The organism is Tabrizicola sp. YIM 78059 (genome assembly GCF_004959785.1).
In the GTDB taxonomy this organism is placed as follows: domain Bacteria; phylum Pseudomonadota; class Alphaproteobacteria; order Rhodobacterales; family Rhodobacteraceae; genus Tabrizicola; species Tabrizicola caldifontis.
Window position 1 is genome coordinate 250,198 of the sequence record NZ_SJZH01000002.1, and the last position, 15,993, is coordinate 266,190.

18 protein-coding genes are annotated in these 15,993 nt (G+C 63.1%); 8 read left to right on the forward strand and 10 right to left on the reverse strand.

Annotated features, from left to right (window positions below; all coding sequences use genetic code 11):
* Positions 1 to 13 precede the first annotated feature (13 nt).
* Positions 14 to 1,084: a heat-inducible transcriptional repressor HrcA gene (gene hrcA, locus EZM81_RS03875; RefSeq protein ID WP_135447795.1), complete on the reverse strand. Its 1,071-nt coding sequence runs from the start codon at positions 1,082 to 1,084 to the stop codon at positions 14 to 16.
* Positions 1,085 to 1,159: 75 nt separating this feature from the next.
* Between hrcA and rph the strand changes: the two genes are divergently transcribed.
* The 3 genes from rph to hemW are packed head-to-tail and all read left to right on the forward strand — an operon-like array spanning position 1,160 to position 3,650.
* Positions 1,160 to 1,873, forward strand: a complete 714-nt coding sequence (gene rph, locus EZM81_RS03880; protein ID WP_135447793.1) for a ribonuclease PH — start codon at positions 1,160 to 1,162, stop codon at positions 1,871 to 1,873.
* A complete protein-coding gene (gene rdgB / locus EZM81_RS03885) occupies positions 1,873 to 2,478 on the forward strand; it encodes an RdgB/HAM1 family non-canonical purine NTP pyrophosphatase (protein ID WP_136644838.1) in 606 nt (201 codons plus the stop codon). The genes rph and rdgB overlap by 1 nt, the downstream gene beginning before the upstream one ends.
* Complete coding sequence (gene hemW / locus EZM81_RS03890) at positions 2,478 to 3,650, forward strand: radical SAM family heme chaperone HemW (RefSeq protein ID WP_136644839.1); 1,173 nt, start codon at positions 2,478 to 2,480, stop codon at positions 3,648 to 3,650. Before rdgB ends, hemW begins: the two co-directional genes overlap by 1 nt.
* A 6-nt stretch (positions 3,651 to 3,656) precedes the next feature.
* Here hemW and EZM81_RS03895 read toward each other — a convergent pair whose 3' ends face one another.
* From EZM81_RS03895 to hemJ, 7 genes are all read right to left on the reverse strand, one after another.
* Positions 3,657 to 4,547, reverse strand: a complete 891-nt coding sequence (locus tag EZM81_RS03895) for a ParB/RepB/Spo0J family partition protein (protein ID WP_136644840.1) — start codon at positions 4,545 to 4,547, stop codon at positions 3,657 to 3,659.
* Between the two features lie 3 nt (positions 4,548 to 4,550).
* Positions 4,551 to 5,369, reverse strand: coding sequence for a ParA family protein (locus tag EZM81_RS03900; protein WP_136644841.1), 819 nt, complete (start codon positions 5,367 to 5,369; stop codon positions 4,551 to 4,553).
* Positions 5,353 to 5,988 carry a 16S rRNA (guanine(527)-N(7))-methyltransferase RsmG gene (gene rsmG / locus EZM81_RS03905; protein ID WP_248298125.1) on the reverse strand — a complete coding sequence of 212 codons (636 nt, stop codon included), beginning with the start codon at positions 5,986 to 5,988 and terminating at the stop codon, positions 5,353 to 5,355. The genes EZM81_RS03900 and rsmG overlap by 17 nt, the downstream gene beginning before the upstream one ends.
* Complete coding sequence (gene mnmG / locus EZM81_RS03910) at positions 5,985 to 7,850, reverse strand: tRNA uridine-5-carboxymethylaminomethyl(34) synthesis enzyme MnmG (RefSeq protein WP_169052297.1); 1,866 nt, start codon at positions 7,848 to 7,850, stop codon at positions 5,985 to 5,987. Before mnmG ends, rsmG begins: the two co-directional genes overlap by 4 nt.
* Positions 7,851 to 7,862: 12 nt before the next feature.
* Positions 7,863 to 9,146: a tRNA uridine-5-carboxymethylaminomethyl(34) synthesis GTPase MnmE gene (gene mnmE / locus EZM81_RS03915; protein ID WP_136644843.1), complete on the reverse strand. Its 1,284-nt coding sequence runs from the start codon at positions 9,144 to 9,146 to the stop codon at positions 7,863 to 7,865.
* Positions 9,147 to 9,159: 13 nt separating this feature from the next.
* Positions 9,160 to 10,431, reverse strand: a complete 1,272-nt coding sequence (gene rho / locus EZM81_RS03920) for a transcription termination factor Rho (RefSeq protein WP_135447778.1) — start codon at positions 10,429 to 10,431, stop codon at positions 9,160 to 9,162.
* A gap of 127 nt (positions 10,432 to 10,558) precedes the next feature.
* Positions 10,559 to 11,008 carry a protoporphyrinogen oxidase HemJ gene (gene hemJ / locus EZM81_RS03925; RefSeq protein WP_135447776.1) on the reverse strand — a complete coding sequence of 150 codons (450 nt, stop codon included), beginning with the start codon at positions 11,006 to 11,008 and terminating at the stop codon, positions 10,559 to 10,561.
* Positions 11,009 to 11,431: 423 nt separating this feature from the next.
* Between hemJ and EZM81_RS03930 the strand changes: the two genes are divergently transcribed.
* Genes EZM81_RS03930 through dnaQ form a run of 4 tightly spaced genes read left to right on the forward strand, consistent with a single transcriptional unit; the run spans position 11,432 to position 14,184 of the window.
* On the forward strand, positions 11,432 to 12,025 hold the full coding sequence (locus EZM81_RS03930; RefSeq protein ID WP_136644844.1) for a nucleoside triphosphate pyrophosphatase: 594 nt from the start codon (positions 11,432 to 11,434) through the stop codon (positions 12,023 to 12,025).
* Complete coding sequence (locus EZM81_RS03935) at positions 12,022 to 12,861, forward strand: shikimate dehydrogenase (RefSeq protein WP_136644845.1); 840 nt, start codon at positions 12,022 to 12,024, stop codon at positions 12,859 to 12,861. The genes EZM81_RS03930 and EZM81_RS03935 overlap by 4 nt, the downstream gene beginning before the upstream one ends.
* Positions 12,858 to 13,457, forward strand: coding sequence for a dephospho-CoA kinase (gene coaE, locus EZM81_RS03940; RefSeq protein ID WP_136644846.1), 600 nt, complete (start codon positions 12,858 to 12,860; stop codon positions 13,455 to 13,457). Before EZM81_RS03935 ends, coaE begins: the two co-directional genes overlap by 4 nt.
* Positions 13,450 to 14,184, forward strand: a complete 735-nt coding sequence (dnaQ, locus tag EZM81_RS03945) for a DNA polymerase III subunit epsilon (protein WP_135447769.1) — start codon at positions 13,450 to 13,452, stop codon at positions 14,182 to 14,184. The genes coaE and dnaQ overlap by 8 nt, the downstream gene beginning before the upstream one ends.
* 3 nt (positions 14,185 to 14,187) lie before the next feature.
* Here dnaQ and secB read toward each other — a convergent pair whose 3' ends face one another.
* Positions 14,188 to 14,706 (reverse strand): protein-export chaperone SecB, encoded by a 519-nt coding sequence (gene secB / locus EZM81_RS03950; protein WP_136644847.1) that lies wholly within the window; start codon positions 14,704 to 14,706, stop codon positions 14,188 to 14,190.
* Positions 14,707 to 14,759: 53 nt separating this feature from the next.
* Entirely contained in the window at positions 14,760 to 15,218 is a 459-nt protein-coding gene (locus tag EZM81_RS03955) for an FxsA family protein (RefSeq protein WP_136644848.1), read from the reverse strand.
* Positions 15,219 to 15,333: 115 nt separating this feature from the next.
* On the opposite strand from EZM81_RS03955, the gene EZM81_RS03960 reads away from it, so the two are divergent.
* A complete protein-coding gene (locus EZM81_RS03960) occupies positions 15,334 to 15,993 on the forward strand; it encodes a Tim44/TimA family putative adaptor protein (protein ID WP_135447763.1) in 660 nt (219 codons plus the stop codon).

The following is a 15,993-nucleotide window of genomic DNA, read 5'->3' on the forward strand; positions in this document are numbered from 1 at the left end:
GTCCTCGTCTAAGTCAGCCCTTGCCCCGTTCCGAGACAAGGCGGCCCACCAGTTGGGCGGTGTAATCGACAATCGGGACGATGCGACCGTAGTTCAGCCGTGTCGGACCGATGACGCCCACCGCGCCAATGATTTTCCGATCTGCGTTCATATAGGGAGAAACCACCAGACTTGAACCGGAAAGTGAGAAAAGCTTGTTCTCCGACCCGATAAAGATGCGCACACCATCGCCCTGCTCGGTCAGGGACAGGAACTCGGCAATGTCGCGCTTGCGCTCAAGATCATCGAACAGCACGCGAATCCGCTCGATTTCCGCCTGATCGACCACCCCGTTGATCAGATTCGCCCGGCCGCGCACGATCAGCCGTTCCGACGGTTCGCCGGCGTTTTCCCAAAGGGCAAGGCCGCTTTCGACCAGATCCCGAGCGAGCGAATCGATCTCTTGCCGACGCTGCGCGATTTCTTCGGTGATGCGCGCCCGAAGTTCCGACAGGGTCCGCCCATCGGCAAGCGCATTCAGGAAATTCGCCGCCTCGCGCATGGATGAAGGCGTCTGCCCTGGCGGCGGCGTGAAGATCCGGTTCTCGACCTGGCCGTCGGCAAAGACCAGCACCACCAGAGCCCTATCGGGACCGAGGCTGACAAACTCGATATGGCGGATCGCCGCTTCGCGTTTCGGCGCAAGCACGACGCTTGCACCCCGGGTGATGACCGACAGGGCGGCGCCGACCTCGTCGAGAAGGGTGGTCACGTCATGGTCATTGGTGCCCAGGGTCGCGTCGATGCGTTCCTGATCTTCGGGGGCGACCTGTCCGACCTCAAGCAGGCTGTCCACGAACATGCGCAGCCCGAGTTGGGTGGGCACGCGTCCCGCCGACACATGCGGGCTGTCCAGAAGGCCAAGATATTCCAGATCCTGCATCACGTTGCGCACAGTCGCGGCGGAGACCTTCTCGGACATGGCTCGGGTCAGGGTGCGCGACCCCACGGGCTCGCCCGAAGCCAGGTAGCCTTCGACCACCCGGCGGAAGACCTCGCGCGTACGGTCGTTCATGTCGGCCAGGATAGGCTGAGGAGTGCTCATGGTTTCAGCAATCGGGGTTGCATCCGGTGTCTGTGGTTGCGTATGTGGCCGCATCCCAGGCAGAAAGGTCCGGCAATGCGCCCGTCAGGCAGGAAGTTAAGCGATCTGCGCGCGGTTTCAATCGAAACCGGCGTGATGAGGCATGCCGAAGGGTCATGCCTGATTCGCATGGGCGAGACGCATGTCCTGTGTTCCGCCACGATCGAGGACAAACCCCCGCCCTTCCTGAAGGGGTCCGGGCAGGGCTGGGTGACGGCAGAATACGGAATGCTGCCGCGGGCGACCAACACGCGCACCCGCAGAGAGGCAGCGGCAGGAAAGCAGTCTGGCAGAACTCAGGAAATTCAAAGACTTATCGGACGATCACTGCGGGCGGGCGTTGATCGGCAGGCGCTTGGGGAACGGCAGATCGTCGTGGACTGCGACGTGATACAGGCCGACGGCGGCACCCGCTGTGCCTCGATCACCGGCGGCTGGGTGGCGTTGCGCCTGGCGGTGAACAGGCTGCTTGCTGCGGGCGCGATCACGACCGACCCGATCCTGGACCATGTCTCTGCCGTGTCCTGCGGAATCTATGCCGGGCAGCCGGTGCTGGACCTTGACTATGCCGAGGATTCCGCTGCCGGGACCGACGGAAACTTCGTGATGACCGGCGCGGGAAAGCTGATCGAGGTGCAGATGTCGGCCGAGGGGTCCGCCTTCAGTCAGGACGAGCTGCTGCATCTGCTGGACCTTGCCCGTCACGGCAATGCGGCGCTGGTCGCCGCGCAGAAGGCGGCACTGGGCTGATGCTGAAACGCGGGGATCGACTGCTGGTTGCCACGCACAACCGGGGCAAACTGGAAGAAATCGCCGATCTTCTGGCACCCTACGGTGTGACGGTGGTCGGCGGCGGCGAACTTGGCCTGCCCGAGCCGGAAGAAACCGAAACCACCTTTGCCGGCAATGCCAGGCTGAAGGCTCACGCTGCCGCAAAGGCCAGCGGGATGGTGGCACTGGCAGACGATTCCGGGCTTGCCGTCGATGCGCTGGACGGTGCCCCGGGTGTTTTCACCGCCGATTGGGCCACAACGGCGAAGGGCCGCGATTTCAAGGTCGGGATGGAGCGCGTCTGGCGTGAACTTGAGGCCCGAAATGCCCCGGAACCCCGCCGTGCCCAGTTCTGCTGTACGCTGGTTCTGGCAGCGCCGGATGGGCAGGACCTTGTTTTTGAAGGAAAAGTGCAAGGCCGCCTGGTCTGGCCCGGTCGTGGAGACCAAGGCCATGGCTTCGACCCGATCTTCCTGCCGGATGGCTACAGCCAGACCTTCGGCGAAATGGACCGCTGGGAGAAGAACCGCCTGTCCCATCGCGCCGATGCCTTCGCCAAACTGGTCGCTGCCCTGTTTGCCTGATGGAAGACTGGCGCCATGCGGGTTTCGGCCTTTATCTGCACTGGCCCTTCTGCCAGTCGAAATGCCCATATTGCGACTTCAACAGCCACGTCGCATCAGGCGTCGATCAGTCACGGTGGCTTCGCGCATTCGAGGCCGAGATCGACCGCGTCGGCGCAATGACGCAAGGTCGCGTGCTGAACACCGTCTTTTTCGGCGGTGGCACCCCATCGCTGATGGAGGCGGCAACCGTTCAGGGCATCCTTGACCGCGTTCGCGCCACCTGGGTGCTTGCAAACGATGTCGAGATCACGCTTGAGGCCAATCCCGGCTCGGTCGAGGCTGCCCGATTCGAGGGCTATGCAAAGGCCGGCGTCAACCGGGTTTCTCTTGGAATTCAGTCACTTGATCAGAACGATCTTCGCCGTCTCGGGCGTGCGCACAGTGTCGAGGACGCTCATTCCGCCATCGCCATAGCGCAGTCCACCTTTCAGCGGTTCAGCATCGACCTGATCTATGCGCGCCAGAACCAGACGCTGGCGGCCTGGCGGGACGAGCTGCGCCGCGCGCTGGATTTTGGCACGTCCCATTTGTCACTTTACCAGTTGACCATCGAGGATGGCACCGTCTTCGGCCAGATGCATGCAAGAAACCTGCTGCACGGCCTTCCGGGTGAAGACCTTGCCGCCGAAATGTTCGAGCTGACGCAGGAGATCACCGAATCATTCGGTCTGCCGGCCTATGAGGTTTCGAATCACGCCCGCCCCGGCGACGAATCGCGGCACAATCTGATCTACTGGCGCATGGGGGATTATGCGGGCATCGGCCCCGGCGCCCACGGGCGCCTCACGCTGGATTCGGGGCGCATCGCAACCGTGGCGGAACCCCTGCCGACACTCTGGCTGAACCAGACCCTTTCCGCGGCGGGGGCGGCAGAACGGATCGAATCCCTGGCGGCCGAGGACCGCGCCGCCGAATATCTGATGTTTGCGCTGCGCCTTCGGGAAGGCGCCTCTCTGACCCGGTTCGCCGATCTGGCGGGCAGCCCCCTGCCCGACGCAGCGCTTGACGAGGTGATCAACCTAGGTCTCATCCGCCGGGATGGGGACCGCATAGCCACGACCCGGTCAGGCGTGATCGTCCTGAACGCCATTCTGCGTCGGCTGCTGGCTGATCGTCAAAGCAGCGGCTGAAACCACCTAATCTGGTAGACGCGACAGCATCTGGCACAGCATGTCGAGATCATCCAGCGTCTTGTAGCGAATGGTGATCTGCCCGCTTTCGCCGTCGGCACCGTGGTCGATCGTCACCGGAAGTCGCAGGTTGGCGGAAAGATCCGCCTCCAGCGCCCGCGTGTCGGCATCCTTTTCACGCTTTGCCGGTGCCGGTCTTGCCGATTTTCCCGCCCCTTCGGCCTTGGCGAGCTTTTCCGTCTCGCGCACGGAAAGACCCTTCGCCACGACCTGGGCCGCCAGCTCCGCAGCCCGCGGATGCCCGATAAGCGCCCTGGCGTGGCCGGCGCTCAGCGTTCCGCTGCGGACCATTTCCTGCACTTCGTCCGGAAGGGTCAGCAGTCGCAGAAGGTTGGCCACATGGCTGCGGCTTTTGCTCAGAGCCTCGGCCAGTTTTTCCTGTGTGTGTCCGAACCGCGTCATCAGCTGACGGAATCCCAGCGCCTCTTCAATGGCGTTCAGATCCGCGCGCTGAATGTTCTCGATGATCGCCACTTCCAGGACTTCGGTATCATTCAGGTCGCGCACCACGACGGGGACTTCGTGCTGCTGCGCCAGTTGTGCCGCCCGCCATCGGCGTTCACCCGCAACGATTTCATACCGGTCGCTGCCAGGCTTGCGCCGCACGATCAGCGGCTGGATGACGCCCTTCTGCCGAATCGAATCAGCCAGCGATTCCAACTCTTCCTTGCGGAAGTCCAGCCGTGGCTGCTGCGGATTGGGCTCCAGCCTGTCGACCGGCAGATAAAGCTCGGCCTTGCGCGGGGTTCCCAGTTGCTCCGGGCCGGCAAGATGGACGTCTGCCATCAAGGCAGACAGACCACGTCCCAGACCGCGCTTTTCGTTCTTGCTGCTCATCTCTCAGGCCTCTGAAATCTCGGGTGTCTTGCGCCGGGCGGCAATCTCGCGCGCCAGGGCGCGATAGGCCTCTGCCCCCTTCGATCCCGGATCGTAGGTCAGAACCGGCAGCGCATGTGATGGGGCTTCGCTGATGCGGACATTGCGCGGAATCGTCGTTTGCATGACCAGCTCACCCATGTTTGCGCGAGCGTCGGCTTCGACCTGCGCGGTCAATCTGTTGCGGCGGTCATGCATGGTCAACACAACACCTTCGATCCGCAGGTTCGGATTGGCCGAGCGCCGCACATCGCGAATCGTCAGCATCAGCTGAGAAAGCCCTTCCAGCGCAAAGAATTCGCATTGCAGCGGCACAAGGACCGAATCGCAGGCGACAAGGGCGTTGACGGTCAGAAGGCTCAACGCCGGTGGGCAATCTATCAGGACGTAGTCGAAACCGAAGCTGTCCATTTCCGGCCGGCGCAAGGCATCGTGCAACAGATAGCTGCGCTTTTCGTTCGACACGATATCAAGGTCGGCCGACGCAAGGTCTGCGTTAGCCGGGATGATCATTACATCGGGAATACCCGTTTCAACCACAACATCCTGTAGATCTGCCTGATCGACAATCAAATCGTAGCTTGTCTTCTTTCGGGCATCCGGACGGATTCCGAACCCCGTGGACGAATTGCCCTGCGGGTCGATGTCCACGAGAAGCACCTTCAAGCCAAGCTCGGCAAGCCCGGCAGCCAGGTTGATCGCAGTCGTGGTCTTGCCCACCCCGCCCTTCTGGTTGGCCAAAGCAAGAATGTGGGCGCGCTTTGCTTCAGTCTTGGTTTGCACGATGAATGTTCCTGATCACCAGAACCGCTGAATCCCGATCGGATTGGCTGGGTCGCGTTTCAATGTCGAATGTCCACCTGTTCCGCGCCTCGGTCAATTCCTCGGCATGGCGCGCCCCCTTGGGAAAGATGGCCGTTCCGCTCGCACGCAAATGCACCGCAGCGAAGCCCAGCAGATCGGACAAAGGGGCAAGCGCACGGGCAGAAATCACATCGGCTTGCAGCGGCGCCAGGGATTCGATCCTTTGGTGCAACACGACCACAGGCAAGCCCAGCGATCTGGCCGCCTGACGAAGGAACGTCGCCTTGCGCCGATCGGCCTCGATCAGGGTAAACTTAAGTCCCGGATGCTTTTCGCGGGCAATGGCCGCCAGCACAAGGCCCGGAAAGCCCCCGCCCGACCCCAGATCAACCCAGGCTCGCGCATCTGGGGGGCATAGCAGAAAAAGTTGCGCCGAATCTGCAATGTGCCGGTCCCACAGGTCAGACATCGTGGCCTTGCTGACCAGATTTATGGCCGGACTCCATTTGCGAACAAGACCTTCCAGTCCTTTCAGCGTGGCAAATGTTTCACGTGAAACATCCACCCCGCCCACCTCGACTTGGTCGTTCACCATCATCCGACCAGCCGTTCGGAATGGCCCTTGCGCAGATGCGAAAGGATCAGCAGCATCGCCGCCGGCGTAACCCCCTCGATCCGCGCGGCCTGAAGCATGCTTTCCGGCCGGATCTGTTCAAGTTTCTGCTTCAGTTCATTCGATAGCCCGGAAATACGCCGATAGTCGAAGTCTGCAGGGATTCGCTGCGTCTCCTGGCGCCGAAGATCGGCCACTTCACGCGTTTGCCGATCAGAATACTGGTCGTAGGTCGCATCAATCTGCAGCTGTGCAAGCGCCGTCGGCTCAATGGACCGGTACACCTCGAAGCTGTTCACCAGCCGATCCAGATCTGCCCCCGGCAGGGCCAGGGTGTCATACGCGCTGCGCTTCCCCCCGTCGCGGCTGACGTTCAGACCACAGGCGACAAGATCCTTCGGCGACAGCATGGCAGAAGACAGCGCCCCTCGGCACGATTCCAAGGCCTCCAGCTTGGCCTCAAAGGCGATGCGACGCGCTTCCGACACGCAGCCGGCCGCTAGGCCTACCGGAGTCAGCCGTCGATCGGCATTGTCGGCCCGAACAGTCAGCCGGAACTCTGCCCGCGAAGTGAACATGCGGTAAGGCTCAGTGACACCCCGCGATGTCAGATCATCAATCATGACGCCGATATAGCTATCGGTCCGGCTGAAAAGGATCGGTTCAGCCCCCCTGGATGCTGCGGCGGCGTTGATCCCGGCCACAATACCTTGGGCTGCCGCCTCTTCATACCCCGTCGTGCCGTTGATCTGCCCAGCGAAGTACAGGCCCTGTACGACACGCGTCTCCAGCGTCCCGTGCAGCGAGCGGGGGTCGAAATAATCATATTCGATCGCATAGCCCGGTTGCAGGATCACGGTGTGTTCCAGGCCGGGAATCGTGTGGATATAGGCGTGCTGGACCTCTTCCGGCAATGAGGTGCTCAACCCGTTCGGATAAACCGTGTGGTCGTCCAGCCCCTCCGGCTCCAGGAACACCTGATGCGAAACCTTGTCGGCGAACCGCACCACCTTGTCCTCGATCGACGGGCAATAGCGCGGGCCGACGCCCTCGATATGGCCCCCATACATCGCGGAACGACCCAGGTTGTCCCGGACGATCTGGTGGGTCGCCTCAGTCGTATGGGTGATGCCGCAGGCGACCTGCCGAGCCTCGGGCGCCCGGTTCAGGAACGAGAACATTACCGGGTTCTCATCCCCCGGCTGACTGTCGAGCCGCGCCCAGTCGATGGTCCGGCCATCCAGCCGCGGCGGGGTTCCCGTCTTCAGGCGGCCAACCGGCAGGGCAAGCTCGGCAAGCTGTGTTGCCAGCAGCTTCGACGGCGAGTCACCCATGCGACCGCCCGGCATCCGCCGGTCGCCGACATGAATCACTCCATTCAGGAAGGTGCCTGCCGTCAGCACCACACGGCCCGAGGCCAGCTCTACGCCCGAGGCCAGCACCACCCCCGCCACCGCACCGCCAGAAAGGCGCAGCCCGGCAACTTCGCCCTCGATCACCTGAAGGCGCGGGGTGGCCAGCAGCTCGGCCCGCATCGCCTCACGATAGAGGCGTCGGTCGATCTGCGCCCGCGGCCCCTGCACCGCAGGGCCCTTGCGCCGGTTCAGCAGCCGGAACTGGATCCCGGCACGGTCCGCCATCCGGCCCATCACCCCGTCCAGCGCATCGATCTCGCGCACCAGATGGCCCTTGCCAAGACCGCCGATCGCGGGATTGCAGGACATCGCGCCCAGCGTCTCCACCCGCAGCGTGACCAGCGCGGTGGCCACGCCCATCCGGGCCGCGGCGGCTGCAGCCTCGGCGCCGGCATGGCCGCCGCCGATCACGATGACATCGTAGTGTTTCACGTGGAACACTCCCTACTTGCCGATGCAGAAGCTGGCGAAGATCTCGCCCAGCAGGTCATCCACATCCACGCGGCCAACCAGGGCATCCAGGGCCCGGACCGCCTGCCGCAGATGTTCCGCCGCCAGCTCGACGCGCGAGTCATTCCTTACCACTTCTGCCCGCGACTCGGCCAGAGCAGCAATCGCCGTTGTCACGGCCACGCGATGCCGTTCGCGCACCAAAGCACCGGCCGAGCCCACCCGCTGCGCCAGGATTTCGCCGATCCGCGCAATCAATTCGGGCACGCCTTGCCCGGTCTTGCCAGAGACGGCCAGCCCAGAATACCCAGATATGGTATCCGCCTTTCCATGAACCACCAGATCATCGCCTTCCGGTTCCAGGGGCAGCGGCGAGCCATCGGTCAGGAACAGCCGCAGATCCGCCGCCTGCGCGCGGGCAAGCGCCCGCTCGATCCCGGCGCGTTCCAGCCGATCCTCGGTTTCCCGCAGACCCGCCGTATCGAGGAAGGTCACCGGCAGACCGGCAATCTCCATCCGCACCTCGATCACATCTCGTGTGGTGCCGGCGATCTCGGACGTGATGGCCGCCTCGCGACCGGCAAGCTGATTGAGCAGCGTGGATTTCCCCGCATTGGGCGCGCCAACGATCGCCACCTCAAAGCCGTCGCGGATCCGTTCGGCCGCATGAACCCCGGCCGCCTCGCGACCGAGATCCGCCATCAGCCCGTCGATCAGCTCCAGCACCTCGGGCGAGACATCGACCGGCACATCCTCGTCGGCAAAATCGATAGTCGCTTCCAGCAGGGCGGCAGCCCGGATCAGGTCGCGCCGCCAGCCTTCCACTTTCTGGCCAACTGCGCCCGACAGCACCCGCACGGCCTGCTTGCGCTGTGCCTCGGTCTCGGCGTCGATCAGGTCGGCCAGCCCCTCGACCTGCGGCAAGTCCAGCACGCCGTTTTCCAGCGCGCGGCGGGTGAACTCTCCCGGCTCGGCCATCCGCAGCCCCGGCTGATCGGCCAGGGCCCGCAGCACCGCGCCCACCACCGCCGGGCCGCCGTGGCAATGCAGCTCTACCACCGTCTCGCCGGTGAAGCTTGCACCTTCGGCAAAGGTCAGGACCAGGGCTTCGTCCAGAAGCTCTCCACCCCAGGTCAGACGGCGCAGACTGGCGCGGCGCGGCTCGGGTAGACTGCCGCACAGCGCCCGGCCCGCTGCAAGCGCCTCGGGCCCCGAGATCCGAACCACGGCGAGGCCCGACCGACCCCGCGCCGTGGCGAGGGCATAGATCGTGTCCATCGCCGGCTGCGCCTTACGTGTTCATCGATTCAAAGAATTCAGCGTTGGTTTTGGTCTGCTTGAGCTTGGAAATCAGGAACTCGATCGCATCCGTCGTGCCCATCGGGTTCAGGATCCGGCGCAGGACATAGGTCTTCTGCAGGTCGGTCTTGTCCACCAGCAGATCCTCTTTCCGGGTGCCGGATTTCAGGATGTCCATGGCCGGGAACACGCGCTTGTCGGCAACCTTGCGGTCCAGCACGATCTCGCAGTTCCCGGTGCCCTTGAATTCCTCGAAGATCACCTCGTCCATGCGGCTGCCGGTGTCGATCAGCGCAGTGGCGATGATGGTCAGCGACCCGCCTTCCTCGATGTTCCGGGCCGCGCCGAAGAACCGCTTCGGGCGTTGCAGGGCGTTCGCATCCACACCGCCGGTCAGCACCTTGCCCGAACTCGGCACCACAGTATTGTAGGCCCGGCCCAGACGGGTGATCGAATCCAGCAGGATCACCACGTCGCGCTTGTGTTCGACCAGACGCTTGGCCTTCTCGATCACCATCTCCGCCACCGCGACGTGCCGCGTCGCCGGTTCGTCGAAGGTCGAGGAGACGACCTCGCCCTTCACCGACCGCTGCATGTCGGTCACTTCCTCGGGGCGTTCGTCGATCAGCAGCACGATCAGATAGCATTCCGGGTGATTGACCGCGATCGAATGCGCGATGTTCTGCAGCAGGACGGTCTTCCCGGTGCGCGGCGGGGCCACGATCAGCGCGCGCTGGCCCTTCCCGATCGGCGCCACCAGGTCGATGATCCGCGCCGATCGGTCCTTGATCGTGGGGTCGTCGATTTCCATCCGCAACCGCTCGTCGGGGTAAAGCGGCGTCAGGTTGTCGAAATGAACCTTGTGCTTGGCCTTTTCGGGGTCATCGAAGTTGATCTTCGTGGCCTTCACCAGGCTGAAGTAACGCTCGTTTTCCTGCGGGGCCTTGATGACGCCCTCGATCGTGTCGCCGGTGCGCAGGCTGAACTGGCGGATCATCTCGGGGCTGACATAGATGTCGTCCGGGCCGGGCAGATAGTTGGCCTCGGGGCTACGCAGGAAGCCGAAGCCGTCCTGCAGCACCTCAAGCACACCATCACCGCCGATCTCCCAACCTTCCTCGGCATGCTCCTTCAGGATCGAGAACATCATCTCGCCCTTGCGCATGCTGGGGGCGTTCTCGATTTCCCATTCCTCGGCCATGGCCAGAAGGTCGGCCGGGGTCTTGGCCTTGAGGTCGGCGAGATTGAGACGTTCGATAGTCATGGAATACCTTCAGGGGATCGGCCCGACGGGCGGATCACAGCATGGTTGGGTCGGGAGGCGCCATGGGCCGGACGGCCCCGCATCCGGCCGGATACGACGCAGCCCGGCAAAAGTCAACGGCGCAGCGTCAGAACCGGGTAATGACCGCGAAGACGATGACCACCATCAGCAGCGTCGGAACCTCGTTCATGATGCGGTAGGTCCGGCCACTGCGTGTATTGCGGCCGCTTGCAAAATCCTTTCGCCGGGCGGCCAGCCAGCCATGGAAACCCGTCATGGCCAGCACGCATGCCGCCTTGGCCCATGACCAGGGGGCCGACCAGTCCACGATCCCGGGCGTGAAGACCAGGGCAAGGCCGAAAACCCAGGTCGATATCAGGGCGGGGTTCATGATCGCCCGCAACAGACGGCGTTCCATCGTCTGAAACATCTCGTCCGTGCGGGTGCCGGTCAGCACCTGTTCGGCATGATAGACATACAGGCGCGGCAGGTAGAACAGCCCCGCCATCCAGGTGATGACCGAAATAACATGTAGCGCCTTGATGACCAGATACCACTCTGTCAGCCAATCGGTCATGTGCCTTCTCGCAGGTGCAGCCTCAACTTCAGCTTCGTCTTACAAAGAAGAAGAAAAAGAAGGAATGAGGTTGTAGTAGACCCTGTGGAGAAGGGGATTAACCCGATCATCCCCAGATTTTCCCACGGAACAAAAGCTGTGGATGAATTCGGGATAACTTGGTTCCAGACGCGCCTTCTGAAATAAAAACAATTAAAAACAATATGTTATCGGTAGAAAATCCAGTCTCATTTCCACAGGACGCGCAGGCGGATCGTCATGACAGACCTGTCATCCCCAATCAGCGTGACAAGTCCTTGCACAGCGGGATATCTCTGGCATGGCGGGCGTGAAAAGCCCCCGGATCAAGGGGAACTTCCTTCGCGCGGGCTTTTCCCGGATCCTGCCCAAAGGAACAAACCGAGGATATGCACAGGGTTTCCCATGACGATCATTCTGGCCTCTACCTCTCCTGTCCGGCTGCAGATGCTCCGGTCCGCAGGACTTGCGGTAGAGGCAGTAGCCCCGCGCGTGGATGAATCCGCAGTGCGTGATGCGCTTCTGGCTGAATCCGCCCGTCCCCGCGACATTGCCGACGCGCTGGCCGAAATGAAGGCGCGAAAGGTGGCAGAACGGCGGGCTGACACGCTGGTTCTGGCTTGCGATCAGGTGCTCGAAATCGAGGGAAGGATCCTTTCGAAACCCGAAAGCCCCGAGGAAGCGCATGAACACCTTCGCCTCTTGCGTGGCAGGTCGCACAAGCTGCTGTCTGCCATCGTTGCCTATGAAGACGCCAAACCCGTGTGGCGCCATATCGGAGAGGCGCGTCTGACCATGCATCCTGTCAGTGACAGTTACCTGGACGACTATGTTGCACGAAACTGGGAAAGCATCCGCCACTCTGTCGGATGCTACAAGATCGAGGAAGAAGGCATCCGGCTGTTTTCGGCGATTTCCGGCGACCACTTCACGATCCTTGGCCTGCCGCTTTTGCCCCTGTTGGCATGGATGAGAACTCGGGGCATGATCGCGACATGACCGAGCATACCCGTATTCCCCTGGCCTGTGTTATCGGACACCCGATCGCCCACAGCCGAAGTCCGGCGCTGCATGGCTACTGGCTGAGGCGCTATGGCATCAAGGGGCACTATGTGCCGATCGACATTGCGCCGCTTGAGCTGAACGAACTTTTGCGGATCCTGCCAAGGCTTGGCTTTGTGGGCGCGAACGTTACGATTCCCCACAAGGAGGCGATCCTGAACATCGCCGACATCGTTACCGACCGGGCGGCGCTGATCGGGGCCGCGAATACCCTGATCTTCCGCAAGGACGGAAAGATCCACGCCGACAACACGGATGGATCCGGCTTCATCGCCAACCTGCGCCAGAATGCCCCGCACTGGGTACCGGCAGCCGGCCCGGCCGTTGTGCTGGGGGCTGGCGGCGCGGCACGTGCCGTGGTCGCTGCGCTGATCGAGGTCGGGGTGCCAGAAATCCGGCTGATGAACCGGACAAGGGCACGCGCCGATGCCTTGCGGTCCGACTTTGGCGCGAAGGTCCATGTGCACGAATGGGTGCAGGCGGCGAACCTGCTGGAAGACGCCGCAATGCTGGTGAACACCACCTCGCTTGGCATGACGGGCAAGCCTGACCTCAACATCCCGCTCGACCGGCTGAACCCGCACGCCCTGGTCACCGACCTGGTTTACACCCCGCTCAAGACCCAGCTTCTGATCGAGGCAGAGGCGCGCGGAAACCCGGTGGTGGACGGGCTGGGGATGCTTCTGCATCAGGCGGCTCCCGGTTTCGAACGCTGGTTCGGCATCAGGCCGGACGTCGACGAAGCCACGCGCAAGGCCGTGTTGTCGGCATGAGCTTCCTGCTGGGGCTGACCGGTTCGATCGGAATGGGGAAATCGACAACCGCAGCGATGTTCGCAGAGGCCGGCATTCCGGTCTGGGATGCCGATGCCGCCGTTCATCGCCTTTACCAGCCGGGCGGCAGGGGTGCGCGGGCTGTCGCGGGGCTGTTTCCGGCAGCCATGGAAGGGGATGGTTCCGTCAGCCGTCCGAAACTTCGCGCGCTGCTGCGGGCCGATCCTTCCGCACTGGACCGGCTGAATGCGGCCATCCATCCCCTGATCGCCGAAGATCGCGCCGAGTTCCTGCGCCAGCACCTGGCGGCGCCGGTCGTGGTTCTGGACATACCCCTGCTTTTCGAGACCGGGCTCGACGCTTCGTGCGACGCGGTCGCCGTTGTCACCGCCCCGGCAGAAATGCAGCGTGACAGGGTGCTGAGCCGCGGCATGTCGGACGCCGACCTTGCGCTGATTCTGGCACGGCAGTTGCCAGACGCCGAAAAGCGTGCCCGCGCCGATTACATCATTCCCACGACCAGCCTTGAAGCCGCCCGCGCCGCGGTGAAGGATGTGCTGGCAGACATAGACCGTCGGACCCGCCAGAATGCGTGAGATCGTCCTCGACACCGAAACCACGGGCTTCGAACCCGCCGAAGGGCATCGCATCGTCGAGATCGGCGCGGTAGAGCTTTACAACCACCTGCCGACAGGGCGGACCTTTCATCAGTACATCAATCCCGAGCGCAGCATGCCGCGCGAGGCGTTCGAGGTGCATGGACTCGGCCACGACATCCTTGAGCCCCCGGGGCCGCCCGTGCCCGGGGGTGTGACCCTGCGCGACAAGCCGGTGTTCGCCCGCATCGGACAGGCGTTTCTGGATTTCATCGCCGATGCGCAGCTGGTCATTCACAACGCCGCCTTCGACATGAAGTTCCTGAATTTCGAGTTCGAGCGCATCGGCCTGCCAACCCTGCCTTATTCGCGGGCGACCGACACGCTGATGATCGCGCGCACCAGGTTTCCAGGCTCGCCGGCGTCGCTCGATGCGCTGTGCCGGCGGTTCGGCATCGACAATTCGATGCGCGAAAAGCACGGCGCGCTTCTGGACAGCGAAATCCTTGCCGAAGTCTATCTGGAGCTGATCGGGGGCCGACAGCCCGACCTGGTCCTTGCCGGAGCCGCCGCACGCCCGGCCAGCACGACCGCAGCCGAAGCCGCCTGGCGGCCCCGCCCGCGGCCAGAACCCCTGGCCCCGCGGATCACCCCGGAAGAGGCCGCCGCACACGAGGCAATGATCGCAAGGCTGGGCGACGCGGCGATCTGGCGCAAGACAGGCTGATCGTCAGTTCGGGCTTCCACCGGCCGTCTGCTGGGCCTGCTGAAGCTGCGCCCTGCGGGCCAGTTCCTGCCGGTACAGGGCCAGGAAATCGACCGTATCCACATTCAGCGCAGGGAAGCCGCCGTCGCGCGTGACATCCGAGATGATGCGGCGCACGAAGGGAAACAGCAGCCGCGGGCATTCGATCAGCAGGAAGGGATGCAGCTGTTCCTCGGCGACGCCTTCGATGTGAAAGGTGCCGCCGTATTCCAGCTCCAGAAGGAACAGGGGTTCATTGTTGACCTTGTTCTTCGAGGTCACCTTGAACTTGGTGATAACCTCGTACTGGTTGGCCACGGGCCGCTTGCGTGCGTCAAGGCTTACGGCCACCTGGACGTCGGGCTGAACCTCGGCGCCGGACAGACCCTTCTGCATCACCACGTTCTCAAAGGACAGGTCGCGGACGTACTGTGCCAGAACCTGCATGCGGACCTGCGGCGGGGTGGCGGCGGCGCCATTGCCGGGCTGGTTTTCGTCGGCCATCAAGGACTCTCCCAAAAGCTTTGCCGCGTTCCTATCAGGTCAGTCCCGTTGGCTCAATGGCGCGTCCATTCGGATGGCGGCCTTTCCCGGCCCGGCTGGTCGGGGGGTTCGACTTCGTGCCATTCGCCTTCGATGATGGTGGTGTGAACCGTCGTGCCGCCAGCCTTCTGCAGGCGGCGCCCGATCAGGGTGATGATGATCTGGCGAACCGGCGGGAGAAGCAGCAGCAGGCCGATCGCATCGGTCAGGAAGCCGGGAAGAATAAGCAGCCCGCCCCCCAGAACCACCATGACACGATGCGCCAGCGGCGACAGCGGGTCACGAAATTCATGCATGTCGCGGCTGATCGCGACCGGACCACCGCTTGCCACCCCCCTCAGCACGATCATGCCAAGCATCGCGGAAAGGATGACCCAGCCAATGGTTGCCCACATCCCGATCCAGCCGCCAATCTGGACGAAAAGGCCGATCTCGATCAGAGGAACGGCGAGAATGACCAAAAGAAGCCACATGTTTCTTCCCCTTGGGCCTCTGCGGCCGTCCTCTGGTAGACTTCACGGGCACCCCACCCTACATAGGGCAGGCAGTGCGAAAGCCAAAGAGAAACCCAAACCTGTAGAGGGTGGCATGAACGGATCCCTGATCCAACTTCTGGTCCTGGCCGGGATCGCGATTTTCCTGATCCTGAAGCTGCGGTCGGTTCTTGGAACCCGGGACGGTTTCGAGAAGCCGCCGATCCCCCTGGACGAGGTGCGCCCCCGTGTGCGCCGCGACTTCGAGGTGATCGAGGGCGGGGTTGACCGCGACATCACCGACCACGTCCCCGAGGGCTCTTCCGCAGCAAAGGCGCTGGCCGCCATGAAGCAGGCAGAGCCATCCTTTGCCGTCACGCCCTTCCTGCAGGGCGCGCGCAGCGCCTATGAAATGATCCTGATGGATTTCGAGAAAGGCGATCTTGAGCGGATCCGCCCCTTCCTGTCCGATGACGTTGCCGCCAGCTTTGCCGAGGCCATTGCCCAGCGCGAACGCGAGGGGCTGACGATCGAGGCAAGCTTCGTCGGCATGAAGGAAATGGCGCTGCAGGACGCGACCTTCGACAAGGCCACCGGCATCGGCGAAATCTCGGTGCGCTTCGTCGGCGAACAGACCTATGTCGTCCGCAACAAGGCCGGCGAGATCGTCGAAGGCAACCCGCGCGAGATCCGGAAATCGCGCGATGTCTGGACCTTTGCCCGAAAGATGGGCTCGGACGACCCGAACTGGCAGCTTGTTGCCACGGGCGAATGA

What these genes read in the sequence shown, in the direction of transcription:
- EZM81_RS03895 (WP_136644840.1), bottom strand. Translation starts at nt 4,547, where the DNA reads ATGAGCAGCAAGAACGAAAAGCGCGGTCTGGGACGTGGTCTGTCTGCC.
- rdgB (WP_136644838.1), top strand. Translation starts at nt 1,873, where the DNA reads ATGCTGAAACGCGGGGATCGACTGCTGGTTGCCACGCACAACCGGGGC.
- hemW (WP_136644839.1), top strand. Translation starts at nt 2,478, where the DNA reads ATGGAAGACTGGCGCCATGCGGGTTTCGGCCTTTATCTGCACTGGCCC.
- EZM81_RS03935 (WP_136644845.1), top strand. Translation starts at nt 12,022, where the DNA reads ATGACCGAGCATACCCGTATTCCCCTGGCCTGTGTTATCGGACACCCG.
- EZM81_RS03930 (WP_136644844.1), top strand. Translation starts at nt 11,432, where the DNA reads ATGACGATCATTCTGGCCTCTACCTCTCCTGTCCGGCTGCAGATGCTC.
- rsmG (WP_248298125.1), bottom strand. Translation starts at nt 5,988, where the DNA reads ATGATGGTGAACGACCAAGTCGAGGTGGGCGGGGTGGATGTTTCACGT.
- EZM81_RS03955 (WP_136644848.1), bottom strand. Translation starts at nt 15,218, where the DNA reads ATGTGGCTTCTTTTGGTCATTCTCGCCGTTCCTCTGATCGAGATCGGC.
- rho (WP_135447778.1), bottom strand. Translation starts at nt 10,431, where the DNA reads ATGACTATCGAACGTCTCAATCTCGCCGACCTCAAGGCCAAGACCCCG.
- mnmE (WP_136644843.1), bottom strand. Translation starts at nt 9,146, where the DNA reads ATGGACACGATCTATGCCCTCGCCACGGCGCGGGGTCGGTCGGGCCTC.
- coaE (WP_136644846.1), top strand. Translation starts at nt 12,858, where the DNA reads ATGAGCTTCCTGCTGGGGCTGACCGGTTCGATCGGAATGGGGAAATCG.
- hemJ (WP_135447776.1), bottom strand. Translation starts at nt 11,008, where the DNA reads ATGACCGATTGGCTGACAGAGTGGTATCTGGTCATCAAGGCGCTACAT.
- secB (WP_136644847.1), bottom strand. Translation starts at nt 14,706, where the DNA reads ATGGCCGACGAAAACCAGCCCGGCAATGGCGCCGCCGCCACCCCGCCG.
- rph (WP_135447793.1), top strand. Translation starts at nt 1,160, where the DNA reads ATGCGCCCGTCAGGCAGGAAGTTAAGCGATCTGCGCGCGGTTTCAATC.
- dnaQ (WP_135447769.1), top strand. Translation starts at nt 13,450, where the DNA reads ATGCGTGAGATCGTCCTCGACACCGAAACCACGGGCTTCGAACCCGCC.
- hrcA (WP_135447795.1), bottom strand. Translation starts at nt 1,084, where the DNA reads ATGAGCACTCCTCAGCCTATCCTGGCCGACATGAACGACCGTACGCGC.
- EZM81_RS03960 (WP_135447763.1), top strand. Translation starts at nt 15,334, where the DNA reads ATGAACGGATCCCTGATCCAACTTCTGGTCCTGGCCGGGATCGCGATT.